Here is an 18,042-nt window from a genome sequence, read left to right on the forward strand (position 1 = left end):
GGGTCGACGCCGGCTGCGCCCGCAGGCTCTGCTGCGGGCGGCTGCGTCAGCCCCAGTGCGGTGGCTTCTGTTCTTGGAGCCAGGCGTCGTGATCGTAATTATCAGGCTGGTCACCCCAGCGCCGGGGGTCGTCTTCCGCCGCCTTGTTCGGCAGCACACCCTCGGCCACGGTGGCCTGTGCCTCGGAACGGCGGGAAGTCCCCTTCGCGGCGTCCTGGTCCGGCCCGTTGCCGGTCGACGCGCCGGTCGATGCGCCGGGCTGTGGCCCGGCGGTCGTCGGCCCAGCGGTGGCGGCCGCGGCCCCCGCCGCGTCGTTGGTTGCGGCGGCTTCGTGGTCGCCGGTGTTGCCCGTGTCGCCGGTGTTGCCCGTGTCGCCGGTGTTGCCGGTGTCGTCGATGTTCGCGGTGTTGCCGTCCGCATTCATGCCGCCGGCCTCCTTACTGCCTGTATTGCCTGTCATTGCTGATGCTGGTGCCTGCCGGCGGAGTTCCTGGCCGGCAGTTTCGTGGCCGCGGAATACCTGTCCCGCGGGTTCGGCCGCCACGTGGTACTCGGCGGCCCGCGCCTCGTCGATCGCCAGGTGCTCGATGCCGTCGTCGAAGAACCCGTGCGATGTCCGCATCCGGCTGGACGCGGCGGGCTTCTCCAACCCGAGGTAGCCGCCAATCCGGTCGGCGCAGGCTGAGGGGTCGGTGAAGACCTCTATGGTCCATAGTGGCATGTACCGCCAGCCAAGCCTCTCCAGGAGTTGCGGCCGGAGCCTGCTCCGTTCCCGGACGCTCATCCGCCGGTAGTGGCCGGTGCCATCGGACTCGATCGCGACCGGACGGGGAATCTCCGCATCGTCCTGGCCGATTGTGGTCATCGGATCGGCGGCCGCCACCATGTTCAGGACGCCGTCGTACTGGTGCCACACGCGTGCCCCGCGTGCCCGGAGCCGGTCGCCCAGGTCGGCCACCAGCGGATCGGCGCCGAGCGCCTGCTCGCTGGCCGCGGCCCGGGAGGCGGGGCTGCCAAGATCCGTGTTGCCCGCGATCTCACGGTCCAGGAGTTCGTAGAAGTCCACGGCGCCGTGGCTGAGGCGGCTGACATCGAGGTCTTCGGGGCGGAAGCAACTGAGCACGTGCAGGGACCGGCGCGCACGCGTCATCGCCAGGGCGAATTTTGCGCGGCCCCCGTCGGCGGAAAGCGGCCCGAGGCTGTGGAGGGTGCGCCCGTGCGGGGTGCGGCCGTAGCCCGGGGAAAAAATGACGTGGTCGCGGACCAGGCCCTGGGCGCGTTCCAGATCCACCACGCGGAAGGACTCATCCCCCGCCGTGAAAAAGCTGCCGAGCATGGGGTAGTTGGGCAGTTGGGCCCTAATGGCCTCGCCGATCCGGGCGGCATGGCGGAGGCTGCCGGTCACCACGGCCAGCGACGTGCGGGGGCGGAGCCGGGCGTGCTCGAAGACCAGCTCCACGGCACGGTTGACCTCGGCAACAACCGATTCGACGCCGTCGTGGTCAGCGCTGGGCAGCCCCGTGCCGTCGGGGAGGTACTCCACGCTGAGGGTGCGGTCAAGGCCCGTGGCGGATTGCCCCTCCGGGAGGCGGGTGAGTTCCCCGCCGTAAAAACCCTTGCTGAGCTGGCGCACCAGGTCTTCATCGACCGCACGGTACACGGTCCTCAGGTTCCAGACCGGAAGCACGGCAGCGAGTGCCCGGTACGAGCTCTCAACGCTTTGGTAGGAGCTCTCCCCCGCGGCGAGCCGTTCGACGCCCACGGTAAAGGTCCGCGGGCTGGCGATTTGTTCGTCGCCGAACGCGATGACCTGCCGGGACCGGGCGATCGCCGGGAGGACGGCCTGCAACGAGGTCGTCTCGGCGTCGAGGATCACGACGGCATCGAAGGTCTGCTCGATCGGCAGGAGGCCCGTCATGAGGTACGGGCTGACGGACCACACAGGTACCAGTGTGGGCAGCAGCTCCTGCGCCTGGCCGCTCAGGGCTGCCAGGGTCACCCGGCCGTCCTTCAGAAGGCTGCGCAACAGCTCGGCCTGGCGGGGGTAGGCTGCGATGGCCGTGCGCCAGCGCTCGGACAGGTTCCACCGCAGCCGGGCGGCGCCGCTGGCGATATGGGCGTTGTCCGCCAGACGGTACTCCGCCTCAAGCTGGCGCAGGGCGTCGCCGTCGGACATGGCGAGGTAGTCGTCGCCGCTGATCATGGCTTCGAGGGCCGACTGCCACCAGGCCAGCTCGAGTTCGGCGGTCACCGAACCTTCCGGGACCTCGCGCTCGGCAAGGTCGGCGAGGAGCTCGCCCAGGCCGTGCTCACGCATGCTCTCGACGAGCAGAGTGCGCTCCGGAAGGGTTTCAAGGGTCGCGGTGTCGGCGACGAGCCGCCGCACCCGGGGCAGGAGTTCGTCGTAGGGTGCGCGGTCCAGCTCGCCGCCGGCGGCGGTGTGCTTGACCGCCAGGCCGAGTTCAGCCAGTTCCGCTGCGAGCTCCCGGTAGAGGCCGGTGATTTCAGCCAGCCCGGACGGCACGGCCGGGTGCCGCTGCGTGGTCGCGTAGCCGGACCAGGCGGCGCGCTGTTCCTGGACGAGGACCAGGGAGCTGTGCAGGTCCGCGATGTGCACGCCGGGCCGGACATATTCCTTGGCCACCCTGCGCAGGCGTGAGCGCTGCATGGATGGCATTTCGATCCCGCGTTCCCTGCGCCAGGCGGAAGACGCCGTGGCCGAGATCAGGTCGTGCACGGGCCGGTCAAAGATGTCGGGAGTGAACTTGTCCAGGCTTTCGCGGACGGCCACGAGAAGGTCAATCTGCTCGCCCCATTCGGCGAAGGTCCGGCCGAGCCGGATCTCTGCGTGTTCCGCCACGGCATCCATGCGCCCGCGCAGCAACGGCAGTTTTTCCGCCACGGACTGGGCAACGCCCTGCGCTTCCTGCGTCTCCTTGCGGGTCAGCAGGCGCGCGCCGTGCCAGGGGCTGGTGGTCGACGCGCGGCTGAAGCTGCCGAGCTCGGAGGCGCGGCGGAGCCGGCCCGCGAGCTCCTCGCGGTCCCGGATGTTGTCCAGCACGCTGCGCTTGAGCCGGACGGTCGTCGCCGGTGCCGGCTGGATGGAGGTCAGCTCTGCCAGCGACTGCATGGCCTCATACGGCGAGCAGCCCCAGCGCGCCCGGACGTTGTGCAGGGAGGCCACGTGGTCCATCAGGGCGTGGCGGTGCCCGGTGAGTGTGGCGTGCAGGTTGGTCAGTTGCGGCTGCAGCGACTTCTCGTTGCGGACGATCGCCCGGACCAGCTGGCCCTTGAGCTGCAGCGGGCTGGCGTTGCCGGTGAGCTGCAAGAGGACCGAGTCCAGGCCGAGGCCGTCCAGCTGCCCGGAGATCTCGGCGAGGCTGGCCCGCCGGTCGCCAACCACCAGGACGGACTTGCCCTCGTCCACGAGGGCGCCGATGGTGTTGATGACGGTCTGGGTCTGGCCGGTGCCCGGCGGGCTGCTGACCACCAGCGAGTCGCCCGCCCGGACGGCGTCGATCACATACTGCTGGTCCGTGTCGGCGTCGAGCAGCAGAAGCTCCTCGGCGGGGTCCCGGTCGTCCGTGCTGGGGAAGCGGCCGGGTTCCAGCGCAGGCACGTCGACCAGTTCGCCGGAACCGGACCGTGCCAGCGCGGTGACAAGGGGGTTGTTCTGGTTGATCCATGGATCATCGAGGTTGCCGGAGAGGTCGGCGAAAGTGGAGACGAGCAGGTTGTGTTCGACCTCCGCGCCGTGAATCGGCTGGACCAGGGTGCCCAGGCGGTCCAGGACGGGCTGCGGGTCGTACCGTGCCGTGCTGTACGCCATCCGCGTCACCGCGTTGACGTCGAAAACGATCCCGTGGACCGTTTTGAGGTGCCGGACCAGCGCCGGGTTGATCTGCGCCTGTTCGGTGAGCTGCAGTTCGTAGTCGTCCTCGCCGGGGCGCACCGTGAGGGAGATGGCGGTGAGCATGACCGGGGCCGAGATCCGTTGCGGCTTACCGCCGACGGCGGACGTCCATACGACCGTGCCGGCGGAGAAATACCCCGCGTCGATGCCGCGGTCATTGGCGAGTTCGAAGATCTTGGAGCGCAGGTTGCGCGATGCCCTGGCCGCAACAACGTACTGCTGTCGGTCGCGGATCAGGGTCGAGAGCCGGGTGCGCCGCCCTGCCATCAGCTGCGCAAGCCCCGAGGGATGGGCATGAGTCAGGTCAATTGAGCCTTCGGGCGTCTTCGTGAAGCGCAGCATGGTATCTGCACCGGTGACGGGCTTGAGCCCCGACAGCCATTTCCTGAACTCCTCGGAGCCCTCGGGGTGGCCTTGACCAACTGACACTGCTGCCTTCTTTTCTGTGCTCGACTTCTCTGTGCCGGACCGCGGCGGGCTCGACTCTGGCGCGTTCGTCGTATCAACGCTCGTCTGTGTTGCGTCCGCGCTTTCCCTGGCCGCATCTTGTGTGCTCGCGGTTGCCAGGCTCGCGCGGGACGCCTTGGACCATACCGGCATGCTTTCGAGGGTAGCCCGAATCCCCCGCAGGTGCGGGGCCGCAACACTGGGCGGTGCGAAATTCAGGCTGAATTGTCAGAAACATTGTCAGGAACAAAATGAAATGGCCGGCCTCGAAAGGCCGGCCATTCAGATTGCTATTCCCACTCGATGGTTCCCGGCGGCTTGCTGGTCACATCCAGCACCACGCGGTTGACGCCGTCCACTTCGTTGGTGATCCGGTTTGATATCCGGGCCAGGAGCTCGTAGGGCAGCCGCGACCAGTCGGCGGTCATGGCGTCCTCGGAGGACACGGGGCGCAGGACAATCGGGTGTCCGTAAGTGCGGCCGTCGCCCTGGACGCCCACGCTGCGGACGTCCGCCAGCAGCACCACGGGCATCTGCCACACTTCGTCATCCAGTCCGGCCGCGGTCAGCTCGGCGCGGGCGATCGCGTCGGCCTTGCGGAGCAGGTCCAGGCGTTCCTTGGTGACATCGCCGACGATCCGGATGCCGAGGCCCGGGCCGGGGAAGGGCTGGCGACCGACGATTTCCTGCGGCAGGCCGAGCTGGGCACCGACCGCGCGGACCTCGTCCTTGAACAGGGCACGCAACGGTTCAACCAGTTCAAACTGCAGGTCCTCGGGAAGCCCGCCCACATTGTGGTGGCTCTTGATGTTGGCCGCACCTTCGCCGCCGCCGGATTCGACGACGTCGGGGTACAGGGTGCCCTGGACGAGGAACTTGATCTTCTCGCCGTGAGCCGCTGCCTCGGCGATGATCGCCAGTTCGGCTTCCTCGAAGGCGCGGATGAATTCGCGGCCGATGATCTTGCGTTTGGTCTCGGGATCGCTGACGCCGGCAAGGGCGCTCAGGAAGCGCTCCTGTTCGTTGGCGACGTAGAGCTTGACGCCGGTGGCGGCCACGAAGTCACGTTCGACCTGCTCGGCTTCGCCCTCGCGCAACAGCCCGTGGTCCACGAAGACGCAGGTCAGCTGGTCACCGACGGCGCGCTGGACCAGGGCAGCGGCCACTGCCGAGTCGACACCGCCGGAGAGCCCGCAGATGACCCGGGCGTCGCCGATCTGGTCACGGATCCGCTGGACCTGTTCTTCGAGGATGTTGCCGGTGGTCCAGTTCGGTTCCAGCCCGGCGCCCTTGAAGAGGAAGTTCTCCAGGACCTGCTGGCCGTAGGCCGAGTGCTTGACCTCGGGGTGCCACTGGACGCCGTAGAGGCGCTTGTCCTCATTGGCGAACGCCGCGACGTCGGCGCCCGCCGTCGTCGCCAGGACCTCAAAGCCCTCGGGGGCTTCGTGGACGGAGTCGCCGTGGCTCATCCAAGTGCTCTGGTGCTGGGGCATGCCGGCCAGGATGGAGCGGCCCTCGCCGAGGGTGGTGGTCTCGGTGGCGCCGTATTCGCGCAGTCCCGTCTGGGCCACCTTGCCGCCGAGGGCGTTGGCCATGGCCTGGAAGCCGTAGCAGATACCGAAGACCGGGACGCCGGCCTCGAAGAGGTCGGCACCGACGCTGGGGGCGCCGTCGGCGTAGACGCTCGAGGGGCCGCCCGAGAGGATGATCGCGGCGGGGTTCTTGGCCAGCAGCTGCTCGGTGCTGTACGTATGCGGAACCACTTCCGAATACACATTCGCTTCCCGGACGCGGCGGGCAATCAGCTGCGCGTACTGGGCACCGTAGTCAACGACCAGAACCGGCCTGTGGGACGTCTGGGATGCAGTGGGAGTAGTCACCCCACTAGCCTACTTTGCGCCGCCGCCCGCCCGCACGTTGAGAAGCCGGTGCGGGCCCGAATCGCGGGCCGAGGTAAGCGAACTCACATGCCCGACGGCGGTTGCCGGCGTCGGGTCCCTATTCAGGAGGGCTGCGGTTCAGAAGGGCCGCGGTTCAGTACCGCTGGGGCGCCTGCGGGTTTGCTGCGAGTTCGGCCTCGACCTCTGCGTGGAACTTCTTCTCGACGAAGAAGGACAGGAACGGCACGACGCCGCCCAGGGCCATAACCACCAGCTTGGTGAACGGCCAGCGCATGAGCGACCAGAGCCGGAAGTTGGAAATCAGGTACACGACGTACATCCAGCCGTGCACGATCAGGACCGTGACGGAGAGGTTGACGCCCCCAATTACCCCGGGAGGCTCGGCGTCGGCGAATCCGAGGCCGAACGGCTGGCCGGTGACGGCGTTGGTGCCGCCGGCGAAGAGGTACTGCCCGAAGCCGTACCGGGCGATCAGTTCGGCGCAGAGCAGCAGCAGCATCGTGCCCGTCATGTAGGCGAGCACCTTGTAGAACTTCAGGGCGGACCGGATTTGGGCCTCGGTGCCGCCGAAGCGGCGCTTCTTCCCGGCCTTCCCCGTGCCGTTGGTGGTCTGCGGCTGGATGGCGGGCTGGGGCTCGATCATGATTGCACTCTCGGGTCTGTGGGGTGGGGGGCTGTGGGGTGGGAGTCGGAGGGCTCTTCGGCCGCCTCGTGGGAGGCCGCGTGGCGGTCGTTGGGGGGTTCTTCCCCGGCCGGTTCCTCGTCGAACGCGTCTTCGAGGTCGCGGCGGTAGTCGTCCTTGACGAGCCGCCACCAGATGAACAGCGCGAAGCCGGCAAAGACCACCCATTCCACGGAGTAGAAGAGGTTCAGCCAGTTGACCTGCTGCGCGGGCGGCTGCGGGCCGATCCGGAGGGGTTTGACGTCGCCGCCGGTGGCCGCAGCCCCGACGTCGGTGCCGCCGGCCAGTTCGGTGGTTGCTGCGACAAAGCCCGGGTAGCTGCTGACGTTCCAGTCGTTGATGAGTTCGGCCACCGAGACGGCGCTGGCGCGGCCGGGTCCGGGATCGGTCTGCGGCAGCGGGGACTCGGACGGCAACAGCCGCCCGGTCAGTTCGATGGTGCCCGACGGCGGCGCCACGGCGTCCGCGGGATCCGCCACCCAGCCGCGTGCGACCGGAATCCAGGTCTGCGGTGTGGCCCCTCCGCCCTTGAGGACCGGGGCATCCTGGACCGCGAAGGCCGAAACGATCCAGTAGCCCTTCGCGCCGTCATTGAGGCGGCCGGCGACGAGGACCTGCTTCTGGGGGTCGTAGCTTCCCGTGGCGGTGACCATCTGGTCGGCCACGGATCCGGGGAAGAACCCGCCCGGCTGCAGGACGGAGGTGAGCTGCCGCGTTTCCTCCGTTGTGGTGGAGACCGGGGCTTCGGCCTGCGTTGAACGGCCGAACTGCCACTGGCTGAGCAGCACAAAGACCCCGGAAATGGCGATCGCGAACACGAGTCCTGCGATCCAGCGGGGTTTGAGGGCAGTTTTCAGCACCCCTTAAAGGTACTTCGTCCCTGTGTAGAACACCGAAACGGGCCTGCCTAGAGTGGGGCAGCCGGGTCCCTGCGTGGCGACGGAGTCGACACGAAAGGGCCTGCCCCAATCTTTAGTGGTCGAAGAACACCAGGCTGGAATTGATCAGCTCGGCGATCACTTCGGCGTCGTAGGCGCGGCGGAGCGACTCACGGAAGGACTCTTTCGACAGTGAGCGTGCCAGGGTCGCGAGTACTTCGAGGTGATCGGAAAAGGAGCTCGCCGGAGTGGCGATGAGCAGGATCACCGTGGCCGGGCCGTCCGCCGCGCCGAAGTCCAGCGCCCTGCCGTACTTCGTGATGCCGACCGCGATGGATGTCTGTGACACGAGCTCGCTGCGGGCGTGCGGCAGGCCCACACCACCGGGCAGGCCCGTGGCGAGCTGGTGCTCCCGGGCATTGACCTGCTTGAGGAAGCCTTCGAGATCGGAAATTCGTCCGGCCGCATGCATGCGTTCCGCGAGCTGGGAAGTGGCGTCGAGCTTGTCCGTGGCATCCATTTCGAGGATCACCATCTCGGGTGTGGTGAGCTCGGCGTCGTACCGGTCCAGTGGTTCCGCCAAGAGATGTCCCTTCGAAGTGGCGTCAGTGACGCCGGCCGGCAGTCCAATGACTAGCGTTGTAATCCTGCACTGCCGGCCGGCGCTGAGTCTCAGCGCAGGGGCACAATGTCCTCCACGCCCAGCCGTGCGGCATCTGCGGATTCGTCGTCCGGCTGCTGTTGGCTCAGGCGCTCGGCATCAACCCGGGCCAGATAGTGCTTGATTTCGCCCTCGCGCTGCGCATCACTCCAGCCGAGAACGTCTCCCATCAGTTTAGCGACTACCGGAGCGGCGGACACACCGCGGTCCCACGCTTCAATCGAAATCCGGGTGCGGCGGGTCAGGACGTCCTGGACATGCCGGGCGCCCTCGTGCGTGGCCGCGTAGACGGCTTCGGCGGCCAGGTAGTCGTCAGCGCCCGGCAACGGCTCGGCCAGTTCCGGACTGTCCGCGATGAGCGCCAGCACCTCCGGCGTCATGGCACCGTAGCGGTTGAGGAGGTGTTCGATTCGGGCAACGTGGACGCCGGTCTCCTCCGCCATCCGGTTCCGCTGGTTCCATGCGGCCTTGAACCCGCTCGCCCCCAGCAGGGGGACGGACTCCGTGCAACTGGCCGGGACGCGCTCGTCCATGCTGCGCGTTGCCTCGTCGACCGCGTCCTTGGCCATGACCCGGTAGGTGGTCCATTTACCGCCTGCCACCACCACCAGACCCGGCACGGGGTGGGCCACCACGTGTTCGCGGGAGAGCTTGGCGGTGGAATCGCTTTCCCCGGCCAGCAGCGGCCGCAACCCCGCGTAGACGCCTTCGACGTCCTCGCGGGTCAGCGGCCGCTTGAGGACCTTGTTGACGTGTTCGAGGAGGTAGTCGATGTCCTTGCTGGAGGCCGCGGGGTGGGCCTTGTCGAGGTGCCAGTCGGTGTCAGTGGTCCCGATGATCCAGTGCCTGCCCCAGGGGATCACGAACAGCACGGACTTCTCGGTCCGCAGGATCAGCCCCACCGTGGACTGGATCCGGTCGCGGGGCACCACGAGGTGGATGCCCTTGGAGGCCCGTACCTTGAGCTGCCCGCGGTCTGTCACCATGGCTTGGGTTTCGTCGGTCCAGACACCGGTGGCATTGATGACCTGCTTGGCCCGGATTTTGAAGCTGGAGCCGTCCTCGTGGTTGACCACCTTGGCGCCGACCACGCGCTCGCCTTCGCGCACGAAGTCCACAACCGACATCTGGTTGACCGCGTGGGCGCCATAGTGCGCCGCGGTCCGCACGAGGTTGGCGACGTACTTGGCGTCGTCGACTTGCCCGTCGTAGTAGCGGATGGATCCGACGAAGGCGTCGTCCTTGAGGCTGGGGGCGGCGCGCAGGGTTCCGCGCCGGCTCAGGTGCTTGTGGAAGGGGACGCCGCGGCTGTGCCCGCCGGTGATGGACATCGCGTCGTACAGGGCGATTCCGGCGCCGACATAGGGCCGCTCCAGGAACGGCTTGTGGAGCGGGTACAGGAACGGGACCGGCCGGGCCAGGTGCGGTGCCAGTACGGAGAGAATGAGGCCGCGCTCATGCAGTGCCTCTTTGACCAGGCCGAAGTCGAGCATTTCGAGGTACCGGAGGCCACCGTGGATGAGCTTCGAGGACCGCGATGACGTCCCGGCTGCCCAGTCGTTCGCCTCGACGATGCCGACGCTGAGCCCGCGGGTGACGGCGTCGAGGGCGGCGCCGGCACCCACGATGCCTCCGCCCACGATCAGGATGTCGAGTTCTTTGCCGGGGGCGGTGCTGCCCCTGAGCACAGTGAGTGAAGCCTCGCGTGCCGCTGGCCCGAGGGCACCTCCGGCCTCGGCAGAACCGCCGGGAAAACTGTTCATGTCACGCCTCCATCCGGATCGAACCTCGTAGGGCACCAGACTACGTCCAAGTTTCCCGGATGGGCAGGGCCAATCAACGCCCGGCGTGCGGTTTCAGTTGCCGGCGTACGGCGAGACGACGACGTCGACGCGCTGGAATTCCTTCAGGTCCGAGTAGCCGGTGGTCGCCATTGAACGGCGCAGCGCGCCGACGAGGTTGGAGGTTCCGTTGGTGTGGTGGCCGGGCCCGAACAGAACCTCTTCGAGCGGCCCGACCGTTCCCACGTTGACCCTGTCGCCGCGGGGCAGTTCGAGGTGGTGGGCTTCCTGGCCCCAGTGCCAGCCCTTGCCGGGGGCTTCGTCGGCGCGGGCCAGGGCGCTGCCCAGCATCACGGCGTCGGCGCCCATGGCGATGGCCTTGACGATGTCACCGGAAGATCCCATGCCGCCGTCGGCGATCACATGGACGTAGCGTCCCCCGGACTCGTCCATGTAGTCCCGGCGGGCCGCCGCGACGTCGGAGATCGCGGAGGCCATCGGCGAGTGGATGCCCAGGGCGCGGCGGGTGGTGGTGGTGGCTCCGCCGCCGAAGCCGACCAGCACGCCGGCGGCGCCGGTGCGCATCAGGTGCAGGGCCGGGGTGTAGCCGGCTGCCCCGCCGACGATCACGGGAACGTCGAGTTCGTAGATGAACTGCTTGAGGTTCAGCGGCTCGTGGTCCTTGGAGACGTGCTCAGCCGAGACAGTGGTGCCGCGGATGACGAAGATGTCGACGCCGGCGGCCACCACTGTCTTGTAGTGTTCCTGCGTGCGCTGCGGGGTCAGGGAGCCGGCCACCGTGACGCCGGCGGCGCGGATCTCGGCGAGGCGGGAAGTGACCAGCTCGGGCTGGATCGGCGCCTGATAGAGCTCCTGCATGCGCCGGGTGACGGCCGGGCTGTTGGTCTCGTCGGCCAGGCCCGCGATTTCGTCCAGTACGGACTGCGGGTCCTCGTACCGGGTCCACAGGCCTTCGAGGTCGAGCACACCGAGTCCGCCGAGGCGGCCCAGGGCGATGACGGTCTCCGGCGACATGGCCGAATCCATCGGCGCCGCGATGACCGGCATGTCGAACTTGTAGGCATCGATCTGCCAGGAGACGGAGACGTCCTTGGGGTCACGGGTGCGCCGGTTGGGGACGATCGCAATGTCATCCAGGGAGTAGGCACGACGCCCACGCTTGCCTCGGCCAATCTCAATCTCGTAAGTCACTGCTCTAGGTTATCCCAGCGGACGCGCGGCTCCGCTTCGACGTACTGTGAACGTCATGGACCAGCGCTGGATATTCGACGGACACATTGCCGGGATCGGCACGGGATCGGGCCTGCGCGCGGTGGTGGGCCTATGGACGCAGTCCCCCTTCGGGCCGCTCACCGACGCGATGGTCCAGCTGCCCTCCGGCCACCGGATCCTGCTCGCGCCGAGCGTCGAAGCCGCCGATTTCATCAGCGCGGTCTACAACTTCGACGAGACCTGTATCGTGCCCCTGGCATCAGAGCATCGGGCCGGGCAGCTCGCGGTCGACGCCGGCCCGCTGCGGATCCGAGCCCGGCTCGGGTCCCGCACCCGGCTGGGCGCCGTGGCGCGGCTGGTCCCCCGGGCTCTGGCGGTGCATCCGCGCTGGCTGCGTGCGGTCAGCCCCGTTGCGGCCAGGGTCCTCCCCGGCGTACGCACTGCGGGCACGGCCAAGGGCGGCCGGCGGGAATACTACGGGGTCACCGATCTGCATCGCATCGACTCCGCGACCGTCAGCTGGGACGGCGCCGACGCCGGCCCGCTCGCCGCCGTCCGCCCCGCCGTCGGCTTCGGTTTCAGCAGTGTCCCGCCGGAACCCAGCCTGGCCCGGGTGCGGACGACCATCGAGGGCGCTCCGCTTACTCGCCGCTGACGTTCTCGGTGTCCGGGACGGTGAGCTGGGACTCGAACATCCGGAAGTACCGGCCGCGGCGTGCCACCAGTTCCTTGTGGGTGCCTTGTTCCACGATGCGGCCGTCCTCGAGCATGTAGACCACATCGGCCTTCTCGATCGTGGCCAGGCGGTGGCTGATGGCGATGATGGTGCTGCTGCGGTCAGCGAAGAGCCGCGTGAAGATCCGGTGCTCCGCCAGCGCGTCGATGGCCGACGTCGGCTCGTCCATCACCATAAATGATGCGCCGCGGTAGAAGTTCCGGGCCATCGCCAGCCGCTGCCACTGCCCGCCGGAAAGACCGGAGCCCTTCCGCCCGCGCGGGTCCTCCATCCAGTTGCTGACGTGGTTGTCCAGGCCGTTGGGCAGTTTGTTGATGAATTCGAGGGCTTCGGCATCCGCGGCGGAGCGGCGGACCCGTCCGTCGTCGCGGGGCGAATCGACGTCGCCGAAGAAGATGTTTTCCGCCGCGGTGGCGAATTCGTATTTGAGGAACTCCTGGCTGAGCACCGCCAGGTGCCGGTGCCAGGAGGTGACGTCGACGGCGGCGAGGTCCACGCCGTCGAGCATCACCTGCCCGGAGTCGGGACGGTACAGCCCGGCCAGGATGCGGATCAGGGTGGACTTGCCGGCGCCGTTCTCCCCCACGATCGCGATGTGCTGGCCTTGCCGAATGGTCAGCGAAATGCCGCGGATCACCTCCAGTTCGCTGCCGGTGTAGGTGAAGCGGATGTCCCGCAGTTCCACCGTCTTCGGCGCCTGCAGCAGCGGCGGGGCGTGGCCGGACGGCACGGGCAGGGCCATGAAGAGCTCGTAGTCCGTGAGGTTCGCCAGGTCCTCGTCGATCGAGCTCAGTGAGGAGACGAGGCTGTTGGCGGTCGAGAGGGCGCGGCTGACAATCTGCTGGACATAGAGGAACTGCCCCACCGGCTGGGCCCGGGCGATGATCTGGCCCACCACCCAGATCAGCGAGACCACCTCCGCGCCGTACTGCAGGGCATCGGCCGCGAGCTGTTTGGGGATATAGCGCTTCTGGAAGTCCAGCCGGCGCTTTTCATCGGCGTCCCGCAGCCGGGAGCGCAGGCCCATCAGGTAGCCGACGATCCCGTAGAGCCGCATCTCGGCGATGTGCTGCGGACGCAGGAGGTTGGTTTCGATCATCCTGCGCTGCCTGCGCGAATCGACCTGGGTGTTCCAGTGCGCGATCTGTTCGCGGGAGAGCTTGAACTGCAGGTAGACGCTGGGGACGATCGCAATCAGGACGATCACGGCGATCCACCAGCTGACCAGCAGCAGCGCGCCGATCGCGAGCAGCACGGAGATGAGCTGGGTGAAGATGGCGGCAATCCGGTCCAGGACGCGGGCGTAGGAGTCGGAGAAACGCTTCGCCCGGTCGTACAGGTCCACGGTCTCTTTGTCGTCGTAGCGCCAGAAGTCCAGGGACAGGAAGCGCTCGTACATCAGGTCCCCGACGATCGCGCCGACCCGGAAACTCATGAGCTGCTGGATGTAGCGGTCCACGCTGCTGAACGATCCCCAGAAGAGCCCGAGTGCCGCGGTGATGATGACGTACACGACGGCCTGCCGGCCGGCGTCAGCGTCGCCCGCGTAGGCGGCGGCCAGCGACGTGGTGGTCAGGGCGGCAAAGTACGTCGTGACCAGCGGCAGCAGCGCCGAGATCAGGGACCCCAGGACCTTCATGACGACGGCGGCGGGCGAGGCCCGGAAGCTCACCCGCAGCACTTGCGCCACGGCGCGGGCGTAGGGCTTGAGCGCGAGCTTGCGTTTGGGCTCGCGGGCCGGCAGGAGTTCTGACATGCCTCCAGCCTAGTTCCGGGACCCGGAGCCGGCGTGAGCGGCACCGCTGCTTGGAATCGGGCCGTCCTGGAACCGGGTGAGCCCGCCGAAACTGTGGTTTCGGCGGGCTCACCGACGACAGCGGACCGCGGTACGCAACCCGGCCCTCGATGCCTTCCGGGATGAGCTTGTCATCGCCGGAGACGTCGGCCTGGAAGTAGCGGTCCTTGGAGTAGGAGGTGTTCTTGCCGCGGGTCTGCATGGCGCCGAGGGAGCCCATGCCGCGGTAGCTCTTGAACTGCTTGCCGTTGACGAAAATCAGGTCGCCCGGGGATTCGTCGCAACCGGCCAGGAGGGAGCCGAGCATCACGGTGTCGGCGCCGGCGACGAGCGCCTTGCCGATGTCACCGGAGTACTGCAGGCCGCCGTCGGCAATCAGCGGGACGCCGGCCGGGATGGCAGCCTTCGCCGACTCGTAGATGGCGGTGATCTGCGGAACGCCGACGCCGGCCACCACGCGGGTGGTGCAAATGGACCCGGGACCGACACCGACCTTGATGCCGTCGGCACCGGCGTCGATAAGTGCCTGCGCACCTTCGCGGGTGGCGGCCTGGCCGCCGATGATGTCCACGTGCGCGGCAACGGGATCGGACTTGAGCCGGCGGATCATTTCCAGCACACCCTGGGAGTGGCCGTTCGCGGTGTCCACGAAGAGGGCATCCACACCGGCATCGATGAGCGCCATGGCACGTTCCCAGCCGTCGCCGAAGAAGCCGATCGCCGCGCCGACGCGCAGGCGGCCCTCGTCGTCCTTGGTGGCGAGCGGGTACTGCTCGGCCTTGGTGAAGTCCTTCGTGGTGATCAGGCCCTTGAGCCGGCCCTGCTCGTCAACGAGCGGGAGCTTCTCGATCTTGTTCGTGGCCAGCTTGTGCGAGGCTTCCTCGCGGCTGATGCCGACGTGTCCGGTCACGAGCGGCATCTTGGTCATGACGTCGCTGACCAGCCGCAGCGGGAAGTCAGATTCGGGCACGAAGCGGGTGTCGCGGTTGGTGACGATGCCCAGCAGCCTGTTGCCCTCGTCCACGACCGGCAGGCCGGAGACGCGGTAGCGGGCGCAGATTTCGTCCAGTTCGGCCAGCGTGGCCTCGGGGCCGATGGTCAGGGGGTTGGTGATCATGCCGGATTCGCTGCGCTTGACCCGGTCCACCTGGTCGGCCTGGTCAGCGATGGAGAGGTTGCGGTGCACGACGCCGAGGCCGCCCTGGCGGGCCATGGCGATGGCCATCCGGGACTCCGTGACGGTGTCCATCGCGGCGGAGAGCAGCGGGGTCTGGACCGTGATGCGCTTGGAGATCCGGGAAGACGTGTCCGCCTCCGAGGGGATCACGTCGGTGTGGCCGGGCAGGAGCAGGACGTCGTCGTACGTCAGGCCGATGAAGCCGAAGGGATCGTGTTCGGGCTGGGTCATGAGTGCGCCTCTTACCTTGGGTTACGGGGTCACGGGTAGGGGTTGCAACAGATGACCAGCCCGTCATTACGGGTCTGGCCTGTGCAGAAGGTCATGCAGAAGGTTCGTGCAGTTGATTCGTGCAGAAGTCCTCAATAAATAGTAGAACCTTGGCGGCGATAGCCATATTCCGGGCGGTAATGTCCGGCTTCAATGTGAGCCGCCCCATGCCCGGAGGGCTCCCCCGGCCGCCCGGGCCCGCACCAGCCGGCGGGCGCCGGCCCACGTCCAGCCGGCGGGCGCCGGCCCACTTCCAGCCGGTGGGCGCCGGCCCACGTCCAGCCGGCGGGCGCCGGCCTACTTCCAGCCGGTGGCGGCGAGCAGCCGCCGTTCGAACATGGGGATCATGGTCTGGACGTACGTCTTGGTCAGATGGTTGTCATCCTTGTAGACGTAAACGTTGCCGACCACCGCGGGGCACGTTCCGTCGGCGCAGATGAAATCGCTCATGTCCATGAGGTGCAGCCTGGGCACCTGGCCGCGGTACGCGTCCAGCGGCGAGGACCCCGCGAGCGATTCCTGCTCCGGCACGTTGCACTCCGAGGCGTCCTCGCCATTCTTCTGGACGCACTCGGGCATATTGATGTTGAAGCGGGGGTTGTCGCGGATGCCCACCACGTCCATGCCGGCGTCGGTGAAGGGCTTGATGCCCGCCAGGTACTCCGGCACTTCGGTCTCGAAGGGCGCTTCCTTGTGGGTCAGCGACGCCACCGTGAAAACGGCGTCGGGGCGGTGGTCCAGGACGTACTGCGCGCTGGCCCGGTTGAAGGCGTTGCAGTCAGCGTCCCGCTCCGGGGACTCCCCGCCGAAGCGGCAGTTGCCCTTCAGGAGCGTGACAACTTCCCAGCCGTGGCTTTTCGCGATGGGGCCCAGCGCCGCCATGTACTGCTGGGCGTGCGAGTCACCGAGCACCACGATCCGCTTGGTGACCTTGTCCGGCTTGTTGTTCTGCAGGCAGCCCTGCAGCAGGGGGTCGCTTGGGACGTTTCCGTCCGTGCACAGCCCATCGATGTCCGCCCACTCGTTCTTCATCGCCGCCGGCGCGGGGATGATCTTGGCTGCCGGAGTGGGTTTGCCGGCGTTTTCCGGTGCCAGGGCGGCCGCGCCGGGGGTCAGTTCCTTGGGCTGGGACGCGGCCTCGGCTTCGTCGGCCAGGAGTTGGCTCTGCCACACGGCGACGGGACCCGCCAGCAAGGCACCACAGGCGGCAATCACGACGGCGGTACGCCAGGCGCGGCGCTTGGGCCAGTGCCATTCGCGCAGAGGCTTCTCGACGAAACGGGTGGTGAGTACGGCCAGGACGACGGACGCGGCAACGATGCACAGACCCTGGAACAGGTTGGGCGCCGTGATGCCCGCCCCGGCGAGGGCCAGGACCAGCAGCGGCCAGTGCCAGAGGTAGAGCGCATAGGAGTTATCCCCCAGCGCCACCAGGGGTTTCCAGGTCAGGAAGCGGTCAACGCCGAATCGGCTGCCGCTTTGACCGGCGGTGATGATCGCGGCGGCGGCCAGCGTGGGCCACAGCGCGATGAAGCCGGGGAAGGAACGGTCCACGGTCAGCAGCAGCCCGCAGGAAAGCATGGCCGCGAGGCCGGCCCAGCCGAGCACGACGCGCAGGATCCTGCCCGGCTTCAGATACGGCAGGGCAAGGGCCAGGAGCGAGCCGAGCGCAAACTCCCAGAGCCGCGCGCCGGTATCGAAGTAGGCGTGGGCCTGGTTCGTGGCCGTCTGCTGGATCGAGTACGCCAGGGACACAGCGAAGATGGCGCCGAAGGCCGCAACCAGCAGTGACCGGTAACGCAGCAGGACGTGGTCCTGGCCGGACCAGCGGCGGAGCAGGCGGGAAAGCAGCGCCGTGCCGGCGAAGACGAGCGGCCAGAGCACGAACACCTGGCCCTGAATCGAGAGTGACCAGAAGTGCTGGAGCGGGCTCGCGCCCGAATGGTCCTGGGCGTAGTAGTCCACCGCGCTGTCCGCCAGGAGCCAGTTCTGCCGGTACAGCAGGGACGCCCACGCCTGTTCAAGGACGTCGGGCCAGCGGCTTTGCGGCAGGATGGCCCAGGTGCCGGCGAGGACGCCGAGAATGACCACGACGACGGCGGGCAGCAGGCGCTTGAGCAGATGCAGCCAGTGGCTGAGCAGCCGGAGCGGCGCGCCGCTTTCGACCTTCCGTGTGAAGCTGAGCGTCATCAGGAAGGCTGAAATGAGGAGGAAGATGTCCACGCCGCCGGAGACCCGGCCCAGCCACACGTGGTACGTGACCACCATGAGGACCGCGAGGGCGCGAAGGCCCTGGACTTCGGGGCGGTAGCTAGTTTTTCGGGTCGCCGGAGAACCTGCATCCGCCCTTGGCGGGGTGACGATGGTTCGCTCGTTCGACACAAATAACCCTTCCGGCCGGTTTCCAAAACATCAATGTTACCGAAACGTAATTTTCTTTGCCAATCGCACAGGTGCCGCGAAGTCCTCCGCGGGGCCGGGGCGGCGGCCTCCGTGCGCCCCGCTGGCGGCGCTCTCGGGGGGCCGCCGGCGTCGTCGGCAGCGTCGTCGGCCGCGCGGCGGAAGCTA

Annotated in this window: 10 protein-coding genes and 1 pseudogene; 1 reads left to right on the forward strand and 10 read right to left on the reverse strand. The window is 67.9% G+C overall.

From position 1 onward, the window contains the following. Positions 1-46: 46 nt before the first annotated feature. The 7 genes from AC1DXI_RS17000 to AC1DXI_RS17030 form a co-directional block, all read right to left on the reverse strand. The gene (locus tag AC1DXI_RS17000; RefSeq protein ID WP_476939577.1) at positions 47-4,342 is read right to left on the reverse strand and encodes an AAA family ATPase; all 4,296 of its coding nucleotides are present in this window, start codon (positions 4,340-4,342) and stop codon (positions 47-49) included. Between the two features lie 308 nt (positions 4,343-4,650). Beyond that, positions 4,651-6,240 carry a glutamine-hydrolyzing GMP synthase gene (gene guaA / locus AC1DXI_RS17005; protein ID WP_018773748.1) on the reverse strand — a complete coding sequence of 530 codons (1,590 nt, stop codon included), beginning with the start codon at positions 6,238-6,240 and terminating at the stop codon, positions 4,651-4,653. A gap of 154 nt (positions 6,241-6,394) precedes the next feature. Next, on the reverse strand, positions 6,395-6,904 hold the full coding sequence (locus AC1DXI_RS17010; protein WP_476939578.1) for a DUF3817 domain-containing protein: 510 nt from the start codon (positions 6,902-6,904) through the stop codon (positions 6,395-6,397). Further along, entirely contained in the window at positions 6,901-7,803 is a 903-nt protein-coding gene (locus tag AC1DXI_RS17015; protein WP_476939579.1) for an SURF1 family protein, read from the reverse strand. The genes AC1DXI_RS17010 and AC1DXI_RS17015 overlap by 4 nt, the downstream gene beginning before the upstream one ends. A 112-nt stretch (positions 7,804-7,915) precedes the next feature. Further along, positions 7,916-8,404, reverse strand: coding sequence for a PTS sugar transporter subunit IIA (locus AC1DXI_RS17020; RefSeq protein WP_018773745.1), 489 nt, complete (start codon positions 8,402-8,404; stop codon positions 7,916-7,918). A gap of 89 nt (positions 8,405-8,493) precedes the next feature. Next, positions 8,494-10,245, reverse strand: a complete 1,752-nt coding sequence (locus AC1DXI_RS17025) for a glycerol-3-phosphate dehydrogenase/oxidase (protein ID WP_018773744.1) — start codon at positions 10,243-10,245, stop codon at positions 8,494-8,496. Positions 10,246-10,338: 93 nt separating this feature from the next. After that, positions 10,339-11,475 (reverse strand): GuaB3 family IMP dehydrogenase-related protein, encoded by a 1,137-nt coding sequence (locus AC1DXI_RS17030; protein WP_018773743.1) that lies wholly within the window; start codon positions 11,473-11,475, stop codon positions 10,339-10,341. A gap of 55 nt (positions 11,476-11,530) precedes the next feature. Between AC1DXI_RS17030 and AC1DXI_RS17035 the strand changes: the two genes are divergently transcribed. Further along, positions 11,531-12,151 (forward strand): hypothetical protein, encoded by a 621-nt coding sequence (locus AC1DXI_RS17035; RefSeq protein WP_018773742.1) that lies wholly within the window; start codon positions 11,531-11,533, stop codon positions 12,149-12,151. On the opposite strand, the gene AC1DXI_RS17040 is transcribed toward AC1DXI_RS17035, so the two are convergent. From AC1DXI_RS17040 to AC1DXI_RS17050, 3 genes and pseudogenes are all read right to left on the reverse strand, one after another. Further along, positions 12,138-13,988 carry an ABC transporter ATP-binding protein gene (locus AC1DXI_RS17040; protein WP_476939580.1) on the reverse strand — a complete coding sequence of 617 codons (1,851 nt, stop codon included), beginning with the start codon at positions 13,986-13,988 and terminating at the stop codon, positions 12,138-12,140. The two genes, AC1DXI_RS17035 and AC1DXI_RS17040, sit on opposite strands and share 14 nt — an antisense overlap. A 106-nt stretch (positions 13,989-14,094) precedes the next feature. Beyond that, positions 14,095-15,435, reverse strand: a pseudogene (guaB, locus tag AC1DXI_RS17045) (IMP dehydrogenase); the annotation flags it as partial. A gap of 336 nt (positions 15,436-15,771) precedes the next feature. Beyond that, positions 15,772-17,856 carry an acyltransferase family protein gene (locus AC1DXI_RS17050; RefSeq protein ID WP_476939581.1) on the reverse strand — a complete coding sequence of 695 codons (2,085 nt, stop codon included), beginning with the start codon at positions 17,854-17,856 and terminating at the stop codon, positions 15,772-15,774. Positions 17,857-18,042 lie beyond the last annotated feature (186 nt).

It is taken from the genome of Arthrobacter sp. P1_H7, assembly GCF_056405215.1.